The sequence below is a fragment of the Pandoraea sp. LA3 genome, assembly GCF_022696215.1.
In the GTDB taxonomy this organism is placed as follows: Bacteria; Pseudomonadota; Gammaproteobacteria; order Burkholderiales; family Burkholderiaceae; genus Pandoraea; species Pandoraea capi.
In genome coordinates, this window is record NZ_PTPY01000039.1 from 112,013 (window position 1) to 124,679 (window position 12,667).

The window sequence follows — 12,667 nt, forward strand, 5'->3', positions numbered from 1 at the left end:
ATGCAGTGTCATATTGCGATGCAGCAATGACGATTTTTGGGCAATTTGCGGTGATGCCCTGCTTATTAGCGGTTTGCTGGGGCCGAAGGGGCGGTAGAATGGCCCAATTTGCCAGCAATTCGCGCACACCAACCTGACATGCCGCAAAAGAAAACGCCGTACTTCGAGTTACGCAGCGGTGCCGTAGATACCCTGCATTTCGTTGTCAAGACGCCTGAACTGGATACCTTGCGCACCGAGTTGGCGCAACGTTTCGAAGCGACCCCGGAGTTTTTTGCTGGCGACACGGTCGCCATCGACGTACGGCGTCTGGCCGGTGACGAACGCGTTGCCGTGCCTGCGTTGGCCGAAATGCTGGCCGAATTCCGCATGAAGCCGATCGGCGTGGTCGCCAACACCGAGCAAGCCGATTGGGCGGTGGTGGGCGGTTTGCCGCGACTGGACAGTCAGGAGCGTCACGAGCGCCGTGCAACGCGTGCGAGCCGCGAGGCCGAAGGCGCGACCGAGACGGCCGTCGAGTCGGTCCAGACAGCGCCGACGCCGGTCGTCGCCGAGGCCTCCGTAATTCCGTCGACCATCATCGACAAACCGCTGCGTTCGGGCCAGCAGGTCTATGCGAAGGGCGATCTGATCATCCTCGATCTTGTCAGTTATGGGGCCGAGGTGATCGCGGAAGGTAATATTCACATTTACGCGCCGCTGCGGGGGCGGGCACTGGCAGGTGTGAAGGGCAAGCTCGATGCGCGCATCTTCTGCACCTGCCTGGAGCCCGAGCTGATTTCCATCGCCGGGATTTACCGGACTGGCGAATATGCGCTGCCACCTGACGTGCAGGGGCGGTCGGTGCAGGTGCGGCTGGTAGACGACAAACTGATTTTCGAGCCCCTCGGGCTCAAATGATTCGTAGCTAATTTCATCCTCAAGTTTGGGAAGGCATCGACAGATGGCAAAAGTGATTGTGGTGACCTCTGGCAAGGGTGGTGTCGGCAAGACGACGACCAGCGCCAGCTTTTCCGCCGGCCTCGCCTTGCAGGGGCACAAGACGGCAGTCATCGATTTCGACGTCGGCCTGCGCAATCTCGATCTGATCATGGGTTGCGAGCGCCGCGTGGTGTACGACCTGATCAACGTGATTCAGGGCGAAGCGAACCTCAATCAGGCGCTCATCAAGGACAAGTCCTGCGAGAACCTGTTCATCCTGCCCGCCTCGCAAACGCGTGACAAAGATGCACTCACGCAAGCTGGCGTCGAAAAGGTCATCAAGGACCTCGCCGACATGGGCTTCGAATACATCGTGTGCGATTCACCGGCCGGTATCGAGTCGGGCGCGCTGCTCGCGATGCACTTCGCCGACGAGGCGCTCGTGGTGACGAACCCCGAAGTGTCGTCGGTGCGCGATTCGGACCGCATTCTGGGCATTCTGTCGTCGAAGACGAAGCGTGCCATCGAAGGCAGCGAGCCGATCAAGGAGCATCTGCTCATTACGCGTTACAACCCGAAGCGTGTGAACGACGGTCAGATGCTGTCGCTGGAAGACATTCAGGAAATTCTGCGAATCAAGCTCATCGGCGTGATTCCGGAGTCGGAGTCGGTGCTCCATGCCTCGAACCAGGGTACGCCCGCCATCCATCTGGACGGCACGGACGTGGCCGACGCGTATCGCGACGTGGTGAGCCGATTCAAGGGCGAAGACAAGCCCATGCGCTTTACCGACTATCAAAAGCCGGGCCTGTTGCAGCGCATTTTCGGCTCGAAGTAAGGAGCGCCCATGTCCTTCCTGTCTTTCCTCCTGGGGGAGAAGAAAAAGACCGCCGCCGTTGCCAAAGAGCGCCTGCAAATCATTCTGGCGCACGAACGCGCGGGCTCGTCGCCGCCGGCCGATTACCTGCCGGCACTGCAACGCGAGCTGGTCGCCGTCATCTCCAAGTACGTGAAAATCGCGCAAGACGACATCAAGGTCAGCGTCGAGCATCAGGACAACCTGGAAGTGCTCGAAGTGAAGATCGAACTGCCGCAGACCTGAACGGTTGACCGCCCCGGTAGGCGCCGCATGGCGCCGCCGGTGAATAGTGCCGGATGTGCGAATACGCGAAAGCCCGCCACCCTGGAGAAAGGGTGGCGGGCTTTCGTCGTCGCTTATTCCTCAGTGTTGCGCCGCGCCGCTCAGAACTTGTAGTCGGGGTTTTTCGGATCGAAGGTCGCGTCTGTCCACTGTTCCTTGCGAACTTTCTCGAAGCGCATCTCCTCGGTCTTCTGACCGGCGGCATCCCACGCCTCGATACCGCGCGGCCTGCCTGTCTTCAGGTCTAACAACAAGCGCGACTTGCTGGCGTAATGTTGCGGCGGCCCGGAGGGCGCGTTCCACTCCAGCGCCAGCACGCGAACGCCATTCACTTCGGAGACCGATACTTTGGCGGGCTTCCCGCTCAGTCCGGCCGCCCGGAAGCTCCTGCCATCGTGTGCAATCTGTTCCGCGATGAAGCCGAAGCCCAGATCGCGCACAGTGTGGTTCGACTGCGAGCGTGCGAGTGTGCCGTCGATACTGCTCCAGATCGACGTGAAGCCAAGAATGCCGCCAAGATGGCCGTACATCTCCTTCGGCCGCTTCGTCTCGTCGTAAAGGATCTCCTGACCCGCGTGGGCGCCATCGGGCAGCCACTTCGCGTACACCTGCAACGGGTTTTCTCGAATCTTCACGAGCATGCGATCGGGCGTGGTCTGCCACTGGTCGTTGATGCGTTCGTGGCGCGTGAGCTCGTATTGATACTCGGGCAGGGCGGCGGACTCGGCCTTCAGGAAACGCACGAGGGCGTCCGGCGCAATGGCTTGCACATACGCGACGATCTGGTCGTCGCGCATCTTCGCCAGTTCGCCGCTCTTGATCGTGCGCGAGAGCCACTGCGTTTGCGCCGCGACGGGCAGGGCGGCCAGTTTGGCGACGTCGGCGTCTGCGCCGGCAGCACCGGCAACATTGGCAGACGCGCTGACGGGGCTTTCCACCGAGGTTGCTGAGGCCGCAGGAGGGGCGGCGCTGGTCTGAGCGACGGCAGGCGACGCCGCCACCGTACCCAACGCACACACAACACCGGCAACGAGCGCCGTCGGCATCAGCGCAAGCGTCAGTGCCATGCGACCGAGGCCGCGTGCGCCATGGCAGACGCGACAAACCTGACGACGCGCGGGCGAAGCAGCGTGGCGGGGCATTGCGTTACCTCCCCGAAAACGGCGTCGACGCGGCGGCGTTCGGCGCAGGATCGCGAAGTTCGCGCCGCAGGATCTTGCCGACGGTCGTCTTGGGCAACTCGCCCTGCCGGAACTCGATGATGCGCGGCACCTTGTAGCCGGTCAGATGCTTGCGACAGTGCGTCGCCAGGTCCTCAGCGCTCAGCAACGGATCCTTCGCGACGACCACGAGTTTCACGCGTTCGCCCGCCACCGGATCGGGCACGCCCACGACCGCAGCCTCGCGCACCCCCGGGTGAAGCATCACCACGTCCTCGATCTCGTTCGGATAGACGTTGAAACCCGAGACGAGAATCATGTCCTTCTTGCGATCGATCAGCCGCACATAGCCGCGCTCGTCCATGACGCCGACGTCGCCCGTGAGCAGCCAGCCATCGGCGTCGAACGTCTTTGCCGTTTCCTCGGGGCGATTCCAGTAGCCGCTCATGACCTGCGGGCCGCGCACGCACAGCTCACCCGGCTCGCCGATGTCGGCCCAGGTGCCGTCGTCGCGCTTGAAGCGCACGTCGGTCGACGGCGCAGGCAGGCCGATGGAGCCGGTGAAGTCGAAGGCGTCCATGTGTGCGATATCGACCGGATTCATCGTGACGATCGGGGAACATTCGGTCAGGCCATAGCCTTCGATGATCGGCTTGCCCGTGACCTGTTTCCAGCGCTCGGCAATCGCGCGCTGGGTCGCCATGCCGCCCGCGAGCGAGAGTTTCAGTTTCGAGAAGTCGCGGGCACAGAAATCCGGGTTGTCGAGCAAACCGTTGAACAGGGTGTTCACCCCCGTCACACCCGTAAAGGTTTCGTTGCGAATGATGTACACGACCTTTTTCACGTCGCGCGGATTCGCAATCAGGATGTTGCGTCCGCCAAGGCTCATGAAGACGAGGCAGTTCAGCGTGAGCGAGAGGATGTGATACATCGGCAGCAGCGACAGATTCACTTCGATGTCGCCGTCGAGCTGATCGGCGGCCCACGCTTCTGTCTGCAACAGGTTCGCCAGCACGTTGCCGTGCGAAAGCATGGCGCCTTTGGCAACGCCGGTGGTGCCGCCCGTGTACTGGAGGAAGGCGAGGTCTTCTCGGACCAGCGGCACCGGCGTGACTTCCAAGGCTGCACCTTCGGTCAGCGCGCGGCGCAGCGGGATCGCTTGGGGAAGATCGTAGGCTGGCACCTGTTTGGCGACGTGGCGCATGAGGAAGTTGACCGCACGCCCCTTGGCGTTGATGCCCGGGCCCAGCAGATCGCCGATTTGTGTGACGAGTACGTTGCGTACCGGCGTGCCATCGATCGCATCCTGCAAGGTCTTCGCGAAGTTTTCGAAGACGACGATGGTCTGCGCGCCGCTGTCGTTCAACTGATGCTTCAGCTCGCGGGCCGTGTACAGCGGGTTGACGTTGACGACTACTGCGCCGGCGATGAGGGTGCCGAACAGGCAGATCGGATACTGGAAGCAGTTGGGCATCATGAGCGCGACGCGCTCGCCCTTTTTCACGCCTTGCGCTTGTAGCCACGCGGCGAACGAGTACGCCTGACGCGACACTTCGGCGTAACTGATTTCACTGCCGAGGCTCACGAACGCAATGCGCTCGCGATACTTCCCGATCCATTCGTCGAAGGCCTGCACGAGCGACGTGTAGCGATTCACGTCGATGTCGGCGGGAACGCCGGGAGGATAGGCGTTGAGCCACACACGTTCCTGCTGGACGGCTTGATCCATCGTTGTCTCCGTTGATATGTCTACACGATTTTTATCGTTGTTATCGTTCCAGCATGGCCACCACGCCCTGACCGCCGGCGGCGCAGATGGAGATGAGGCCGCGTCCGCCACCGCGTTGCGCGAGCAGCTTGGCGAGCGTGGCGAGAATGCGCCCGCCGGTCGCCGCGAACGGGTGACCGCAGGCGAGCGAACTGCCGTTCACATTGAGACGCTGGCGGTCGATACTGCCCAGTGGCGCGGCCAGTCCGAGCTTGTCTCGGCAGTACGTGGGGTCTTCCCAGGCTTTCAACGTGCACAGCACCTGCGCTGCGAACGCCTCGTGAATCTCGTAGAAATCGAAGTCCTGCAACGTGAGTCCGGCCTGCGCCAGCATGCGCGGCACGGCGTAGGCGGGGGCCATCAGCAGCCCTTCGCGTTGTGACTCATCGGCGTTGAAGAAGTCGACGGCGGCCGTTTGCGAATACGTCAGATAGGCGAGCACAGGGATGTTGTGTGCCTTTGCCCAGTCCTCGCTCGCGAGGAGCACACACGACGCGCCGTCGGTCAGCGGGGTCGAGTTGCCTGCCGTGAGCGTGCCTGTCGCGCTGCGGTCGAAGACCGGCTTGAGGCTCGCGAGCTTTTCGAGCGTCAGTTCGGGACGCAGATTGTTGTCGCGTTGCAGGCCCCGGAACGGCGTCATCAGATCGAGGAAAAAGCCACGGTCATAGGCCTGCGCCAGATGCTCGTGGCTGGCGAGCGTGAGTTCGTCCTGTGCGGCGCGCTCGATTGCCCAGTGCTTGGCCATCAACTCGCAATGCTCGCCCATCGACAGGCCCGTGCGCGGCTCGCCGTTGCGGGGCAGGGTCGGGCTGAACAGCATTCCCGGCCGCACCTTCGCCAGCGCGCCGAGTTTGCCGCCCGTGCTGCGCTGACGGTTCGCTTCGAGCAGGATCTTGCGCAGTTTTTCGTTGACGCCGATGGGGGCATCCGATGCCGTGTCGACACCGCCCGCGATGGCCACGTCGATCTGCCCGAGGGCGATCTTGTTGCCGGTGAGGATGGCCGTCTCCAGCCCGGTGCCGCAGGCTTGCTGCACGTCATAGGCGGGCGTTTGCGCGGCGAGCGTGGTCGACAGCACGGACTCTCGCGTCAGATTGAAGTCGCGGGCGTGCTTGAGGACTGCGCCTGCGGCGACTTCACCCAGCGTCTGACCGTGCAGGTCGAAGCGGTCGACGAGGCCTTGAATCGCGGCCGTGAGCATGTCCTGATTCGATGCGGTGGCGTAGGCGGTGTTCGAGCGTGCAAACGGAATGCGATTGCCGCCGAGAATGGCGACGCGACGTAGCGCGGGGGCGGGCGCGGTAGGTTTGAAGGCGCTCATGTCAGGTCCGTCAGGTTCGTCAGATCGGGGGTGGCGGCGGTTGCCGAGGGGGCGTGAAGTTGCCAGCGTCCGCGCAGATGCGGGACAGTGCCCGCAGCGTCGCGCAGTTCGAAGCGTTCAGCGTCTGCGGCGCGCCAGAAAGTGACGTCGCCGGGGAGCAGCACTGGCGTCTTGAATTCCACAAGGAGATCGAGGTCGTCCGCGCCGGGCGGCAACACGGCGGCGAGTGTTCTCGCGAAGCTCCACATGCCGTGGATGATCGGCCTGGGAAAGCCGAACAGCTTCGCCGTGAGAGGCCACAGATGGATCGGGTTGTAGTCGCCCGAGATGCGCGCGTACTGGCGGCCGAGGTCCGCCGGGACCGCCCACGCGGCGTCTCGAGTCAGCGTGTCGTCCGCACTGAGTTCGGATCGATAAGGTACGCCGAGGGCGTTGTGAACGCCGGTTCTCAGGTACAGACTCTCGCCCGTCCACACGATACGGTTGTCCCGTCGCGCCGTGGTGACGACGGTGAACACCTGCCCCTTGTCATGCGCGTACAGCGGGCCGCAGCGCACGTCGAGCGTCAGACGGTCGCCGACCGCGAGCGCGGCATGCTGCCGGATGCGATTGGCCAGGTGGACCATGCCGAGCATGGCGAACGGAAAGGCGCGGTCCGTCATGAGCAACATGTGCAGCGGAAACGCGAGCAGGTGCGGCCATGTGGGTGGTACATCGTCTGCCTCACGAAAGCCGCACAGACGTGCGTAGCGGGCGATGTCGTCGGCATCGAGCGGCACGTTGCGGCGCTCGAAAGCGAGCAAGGGCATCGGCTGCGCCCGCGACGATTTGCGCGACGACAGCAGCGCGCGCAGATACAGATGCAGCGGCGAGGGCAGATAAGTGACTTGTGTCACTCGCTGGACGGGGACGACGTCGCTATCTGGGCGGTCGGGGCGGTCGGCTCGGTCATTGGGCATCGTCAGGCTCCGAGCAGGCTCTGACCGCACACGCGCACGACTTGTCCGGTCAGCGCGCCCGAGGCCGGATGCGCCAGCCACGCGATGGTCTCGGCGACGTCGACCGGCTGACCGCCCTGACCGAGCGAATTCATGCGGCGTCCGGCTTCGCGGATGGCGAAGGGCACCGCGGCGGTCATGTGCGTCTCGATGAATCCGGGCGCGACGGCGTTGATGCTGATCTGACGCCCGGCGAGCACCGGCGCCCACGCCTCGACCATGCCGATCACGGCCGCTTTCGAGGCGGCGTAATTCGTCTGCCCGCGATTGCCGGCAATGCCGCTGATCGACGCCACGCCCACGATCCGGCTGTTGGTGCGCAGCACGCCGGCGTCGAGCAACGCGGCGTTGAGACGCTGAGGGGCGCCGACGTTGATGTCCAGCACGCTTTGCCACTGCGCGTCGCTCATGCGAGCGAGCGTCTTGTCGCGCGTGATGCCGGCGTTATGCACGAGAATGTCCAGCCCGTGCGGCGCATGCGCCGACAGATGCGCCAGCAGCATGGCGGCCGCCTCGGGCGCGGCGATGTCGCACGTTAAGGCGCTGCCGTCGAGGCGGGTGGCGACGGTCGTGAGCGCGTCCTGTGCGGCGGGGATGTCGACGCAGACCACATGGGCGCCGTCACGCGCCAACACGGTAGCGATGGCTTCACCGATGCCACGCGCCGCGCCGGTCACGACAGCCACCTGCCCGGCGAGCGGGCGTTGGTCGCGCATCGGTGGCGTCTCGAACACCGGGGCTTGCAGCGTGACGGCCTGACCGCTCACGTAAGCCGCGCGAGGGGAGAGGAAGAAGCGCAGGGTCGAGTGCAAGGCTTCACGGGCCTGCGGGGCAACGTAGAGCAGTTGCGCTGTCGCCCCCCGCTTGAGTTCTTTGGCGAGCGAGCGCACAAAGCCTTCCAGCGCCCGCTGCGCCGTGCTGGCCTGCGGCGTTGCGGCCATCGTCGGCGGCAAGCCCAGCACGAGCACACGTGCGCATCGGTCGAGTGAGGCGAGGGTGTCGTGGAAGAAGGCGTACAACGCGCGCAGGTCGTCGGTGTTGTCGATGGCACTGGCGTCGAACAGCAAGGCCTTTGGACGCACGCCTTCGCTCGGGTTGAACCGTCCGCTCATCGTGCCTGCCTTGTTGGCGTATGAGATCCAGTCGAGTCGCTCGGCGTGCGCGAGGCTCGGCACACCCAGCCAATGCAGTTCACGCGCGAGCCCGGGGAGCAGTGGCGCGTCGCCCGCGCCGCCGACGACGGCCAGCGGCGCGGCAACGGGACGCGCCTCGGCAACGTCGTCGCCGTATTCCGGCATGCGCTCCAGCGGCACGGGGCGCGGCAGGCCGAGCGCGTTGGCAAGGCGGCTACCTACCGCGGAGTTGGCGAAGGCAAGGTATCGGTCGGACGTCGTCACGGCGCGCAAATCCTCCAGGTATTCGGTGTCGGCGGTATCGTCAGCGGTGTGGACTCACGATGTGAGTGCTTCGTCTGCCGGTGTCGGTTGCTGGGCTTGTCGCATGTCGGCCGCGCGCCCGAAGTCGGCCGGGAAGTCGTCGACGGCGACAGCTTTCGCGGCGTAATCGGCGTACTGCGCCAGCAAACGGCGCTCCTCGTCGCTCACCAGTTGCAGCTTCGCGGCATGCTCGACCCAGGCGGTGAATTCGGGCAGGCTCTGCGGCATGACCGGCAGACGGCCGTCCTTGATCGCCGTGCGCAGACGTTGCTCGATGACGGTGACCTGCGGCGTCATCTGGAAGACGATTTCGCCGTAGGCCAGATCGTCGACCTCGGGGCTCGGCGAGTAGCTGCCGGCGATGAGGCGCTCGCGGGCGTCGCCCGGCGTCTGCATGATCTCGGCGACGCGCGCGGCCAGCGCATCGGACGGTTTGGCATACGGCAGGCCGAGCGGCATGAGCTTCCAGTGCATCCACCACGCCACGCCGCGCGAGGGGTAGTTCGCGAGCACACCTTCGAACGCTTCACGGGCTTGCCAGAGAGCGTCCTGCGCGGCCCAGTGCACGAGCGGCAGGTCGGCCTCGGGGCGGCCCTCGTCTTCGAAACGCTTGAGCGTGGCGGTGAGCAGGAAGAGCTGGGAGAGGATGTCGCCGAGGCGTCCGGTAATGCTCTCGCGACGCTTGAGCGAACCGCCGAGGACAGCCATCGACACGTCGGCGGCAATGGCGAGCAGCGTCGACATGCGGTTCGCGGCGCGATAGTACGCGTGCAATTCGGGGGCGACGTTCGGCGGGACGGCCGAGAAGCGGGCATGCGTGATGCCTTGCAGCGCGCCCCGCACGATGTTGCTCGTGACGAAGGTCAGATGGCCGAAAAGTGCATCGTCGAAGGCGCGTACGGCGGCGGTGTCGTCGGTCGTCTGCGCGGCGGCCAGCTCCTTGAGCACGTACGGATGGCAGCGGATCGCGCCCTGGCCGAAGATCATCAGGCAGCGCGTCATGATGTTCGCGCCTTCGACGGTGATCGACACCGGAATCTGCTGATAGGCGCGCGCGAGGAAGTTGTTCGGGCCCATGCAGATGCCCTTGCCCGCAACGACGTCCATGCCGTCGTTCACGACCTTGCGTGCACGCTCGGTCACGTGATACTTCGCAATGGCGGAAATCACCGACGGCTTCTCGCCGAGATCGACGGCGAGCGCGGCCATACGACGCGCTGCGTCCATCGCATACAGGTTGCCGGCCATGCGCGCGAGCGCTTCCTGCACGCCTTCGAACTTGCCGATGGGGGTGCGGAACTGGCGGCGCACGGCGGCGTAGGCGCCAGTCGCGCGCACGGCAATCTTCGAGTAGCCGACGTTGGAGGAGGGCAGCGAGATGGCGCGGCCGGCGGCCAGACATTCCATCAGCATGCGCCAGCCCTTGCCGACTTGTGCCTGTCCGCCGATCACCCATTCCAGCGGAATGAAGACGTCCTTGCCGGAGTTCGGGCCGTTCTGGAAGACGGCGTTCAGCGGCCAGTGACGGCGTCCGATGACGACGCCCGGATGCGTCGTCGGGATCAGCGCACACGTGATGCCGGGTTCGTCGTCGTCGCTCAGCAGATGGTCCGGGTCGAGCGCGCGAAAGGCGAGGCCGAGCACGGTCGCAATGGGGCCGAGCGTGATGTAGCGCTTGCTCCAGGTGACGCGAAAGCCCAGCGTTTCGCGTCCCTCATGCGTGCCGCGGCAGACGATGCCCACGTCAGGAATTGCAGCGGCGTCCGAGCCGGCGTAGGGGCTCGTGAGGGCGAAGCAGGGAATCTCCTCACCCTTGGCCAGACGCGGCAGGTAGTAGTTCTTCTGGTCCTCGGTGCCGTAGTGCAGCAGCAGTTCCGCGGGGCCCAGCGAGTTCGGCACCATGACCGAGACAGCGGCGGCCGAGCAGCGCGACGCCAGCTTCATCACGACCTGAGAGTGTGCATAGGCGGAGAATTCGAGGCCACCGTAGCGCTTGGGGATGATCATGCCGAGAAAGCCGGCGTCCTTCGCGTATTGCCACGCCTTGGGCGGAAGGTCCTGCCAGACTTGCGTGCTTTCCCAGTCGTTGGACAGGTCGCACAGATGCTCGACCTGATTGTCCATGAAGGCTTGTTCGTCGGCGCTGAGCGCCGGGGCGGGCAGCGCCGCAAACTTGTTCCAGTCCGGGCGGCCGGAGAACAGGTCGGCATCCCACCAGACGGTGCCGGCCTCGATGGCATCTTTTTCGGTATCCGACATTTCCGGCATGATGGTTCGGAACTTGGCGAGCATCGGCGCGGTGACCCATGCACGGCGAAGCGGGCCGATGGACAGGATCAGGGCAGGCAGCACGAAGACGATGCCTAGCACGGCGGTCGCGACGATGCCCGTCAACCCGCAGGCAAGGCCCGCGCCGACCCACAGCACAGTCGCAATCAACCATTGCCAGGCATGCGCACGATAGAACAGCAGGGCGCTCACGCCCACGACAAACGCGAGAATCCATACGACCATCATTTGCTCCTCCCTTTGGGTTCAGCTCGCCGGAAAGCGCCATCGCGCCTGCCGTCGCGCAGCGCATGAACCCCGATGGGCGAATGCGTTGCGCGTGCGTGCTGTCGTCCTCATGCCGTCTACCGGATTTCGCTGGCGTTGCGCGCAGCTGGAACCGGTGACGGCGTTTTTATTGGATCGTTCGGCGATGTATTGGTGCGCCGGGAATTCGAGTAAAGCGTCGAATTTCGAAACTTCGGGGGCGTTGCAATGCAACTGTCCCGCAGTGCTGGCGGGCGAGGCAGAACCGCTGCGCGTCTCGTGCAGCGGCACTGGCCGGCGGGATCAGGCGCTCGCGAGCGACAGGCCGCCGGACGACGGGCCCTCGTCGTTGGCTTGCGGCGTCGACGCGCCGGACACTTGTCCTGCCTCGCGCGGCGGTGTGACGTCGGCGTCCTTCGCCAGCGCAAAGACGGCGGCGAAGCTTGCGAGTTGTTCTTCGCCCGGCATCGGCGCCTTGAGCGCGGCGACCATGAGCGCGGTCAGCCTTGCCACGACTTGCAGGTCGCCCATCGGCTGGCCCTGTGCGAAGGTGTCGATGAGCCGCGACGTGTCGCTGCTGGCGAGCACGCCGGAGAGTGCCTGCAAGGCGAAATGAAGACGCCAGCCAAGCTCCTGTCTCGGCAGTTCCGGCAGCGCGCGCGCGAAGGCCTCGAAGAAGCGCTCGAAGACCGGGGCGTAATGCTGTTGCAGATAGTCGCGAATGAAGGGCGAAGGATCGGCGTACACGCGCCCGAGCAGTCGCAGGAACGCCGGACCGCCGATGTCGCGATGATGGGAGATGGCCAGTGCCGGGATGAACATGGCGCCGAGCACGTGCTCGCAGGTCAGCTTCGGGGCAGGCCACTCCGCCTCGGCGCGGGTGAGCAGCGCCAGACGCTCGTCGTTGAGCCGGTCGAGCCGGCGCGAAAGCATGGCTTGCAGCAATGTTTCCTTGCTGCCGAAGTGATAGTTGACGGCGGCCAGATTGACCTCGGCGCGCGAGGTGATCTGGCGCAGCGACATGGCTTCGTAGCCGAATTCGATGAACAGGTCTTCCGCGGCATCGAGGATGCGCAGCTTTGTGTCGCCGGCTTGGCGGCCGGCTGGGGCGCGAGGACTCACGACGTACCTCCAGTGAGACGCGGCACCACGCCGCGTCGTCTCAAGGAACCGATGTTTCATTCAAACGTTCGATTGAATCCTAGGCGGTTGGCGGACGTCTCCCAAGCGATATTTATGGATTGCATCCTCTAAAGCTTTGGCTGAGGCAAGCGGGGCGGGGCTTTGCGCGATAACGCGCGTTGAACCTGTGCAGGGATGGAAAGGTCTGATTTCCGTGCTTTCCTGCCGGAAAGTCTGGGGGCGGGACAATAGTTTGCTAGAATGT

General features: G+C 64.6%; 10 protein-coding genes. 3 read left to right on the forward strand and 7 right to left on the reverse strand.

Annotated features, from left to right (window positions below; all coding sequences use genetic code 11):
- The first annotated feature begins 138 nt into the window (after window positions 1–138).
- The 3 genes from minC to minE are packed head-to-tail and all read left to right on the forward strand — an operon-like array spanning window position 139 to window position 2,023.
- The gene (minC, locus tag C5N93_RS25635) at window positions 139–900 is read left to right on the forward strand and encodes a septum site-determining protein MinC (RefSeq protein ID WP_242561490.1); all 762 of its coding nucleotides are present in this window, start codon (window positions 139–141) and stop codon (window positions 898–900) included.
- A gap of 43 nt (window positions 901–943) precedes the next feature.
- Entirely contained in the window at window positions 944–1,759 is an 816-nt protein-coding gene (gene minD, locus C5N93_RS25640) for a septum site-determining protein MinD (protein ID WP_069343771.1), read from the forward strand.
- Window positions 1,760–1,768: 9 nt separating this feature from the next.
- Window positions 1,769–2,023, forward strand: coding sequence for a cell division topological specificity factor MinE (gene minE / locus C5N93_RS25645; RefSeq protein WP_010808102.1), 255 nt, complete (start codon window positions 1,769–1,771; stop codon window positions 2,021–2,023).
- Window positions 2,024–2,163: 140 nt separating this feature from the next.
- On the opposite strand, the gene C5N93_RS25650 is transcribed toward minE, so the two are convergent.
- The 7 genes from C5N93_RS25650 to C5N93_RS25680 all read right to left on the reverse strand — a co-directional run bounded on the left by C5N93_RS25650 (window position 2,164) and on the right by C5N93_RS25680 (window position 12,402).
- The gene (locus tag C5N93_RS25650; RefSeq protein ID WP_242561491.1) at window positions 2,164–3,204 is read right to left on the reverse strand and encodes a DUF1571 domain-containing protein; all 1,041 of its coding nucleotides are present in this window, start codon (window positions 3,202–3,204) and stop codon (window positions 2,164–2,166) included.
- A 4-nt stretch (window positions 3,205–3,208) separates the two neighbouring features.
- The gene (locus C5N93_RS25655) at window positions 3,209–4,951 is read right to left on the reverse strand and encodes an AMP-binding protein (RefSeq protein WP_242561492.1); all 1,743 of its coding nucleotides are present in this window, start codon (window positions 4,949–4,951) and stop codon (window positions 3,209–3,211) included.
- A 40-nt stretch (window positions 4,952–4,991) separates the two neighbouring features.
- A complete protein-coding gene (locus tag C5N93_RS25660; RefSeq protein ID WP_242561493.1) occupies window positions 4,992–6,311 on the reverse strand; it encodes an acetyl-CoA C-acetyltransferase in 1,320 nt (439 codons plus the stop codon).
- Window positions 6,308–7,270 carry a MaoC/PaaZ C-terminal domain-containing protein gene (locus C5N93_RS25665; protein ID WP_242561494.1) on the reverse strand — a complete coding sequence of 321 codons (963 nt, stop codon included), beginning with the start codon at window positions 7,268–7,270 and terminating at the stop codon, window positions 6,308–6,310. Before C5N93_RS25665 ends, C5N93_RS25660 begins: the two co-directional genes overlap by 4 nt.
- A 2-nt stretch (window positions 7,271–7,272) precedes the next feature.
- Window positions 7,273–8,706: a 3-oxoacyl-ACP reductase gene (locus C5N93_RS25670; protein ID WP_242561495.1), complete on the reverse strand. Its 1,434-nt coding sequence runs from the start codon at window positions 8,704–8,706 to the stop codon at window positions 7,273–7,275.
- Window positions 8,707–8,760: 54 nt separating this feature from the next.
- Complete coding sequence (locus C5N93_RS25675) at window positions 8,761–11,262, reverse strand: acyl-CoA dehydrogenase (RefSeq protein ID WP_242561496.1); 2,502 nt, start codon at window positions 11,260–11,262, stop codon at window positions 8,761–8,763.
- Window positions 11,263–11,583: 321 nt separating this feature from the next.
- Entirely contained in the window at window positions 11,584–12,402 is an 819-nt protein-coding gene (locus tag C5N93_RS25680; protein WP_242561497.1) for a TetR/AcrR family transcriptional regulator, read from the reverse strand.
- Between the last annotated feature and the right edge of the window lie 265 nt (window positions 12,403–12,667).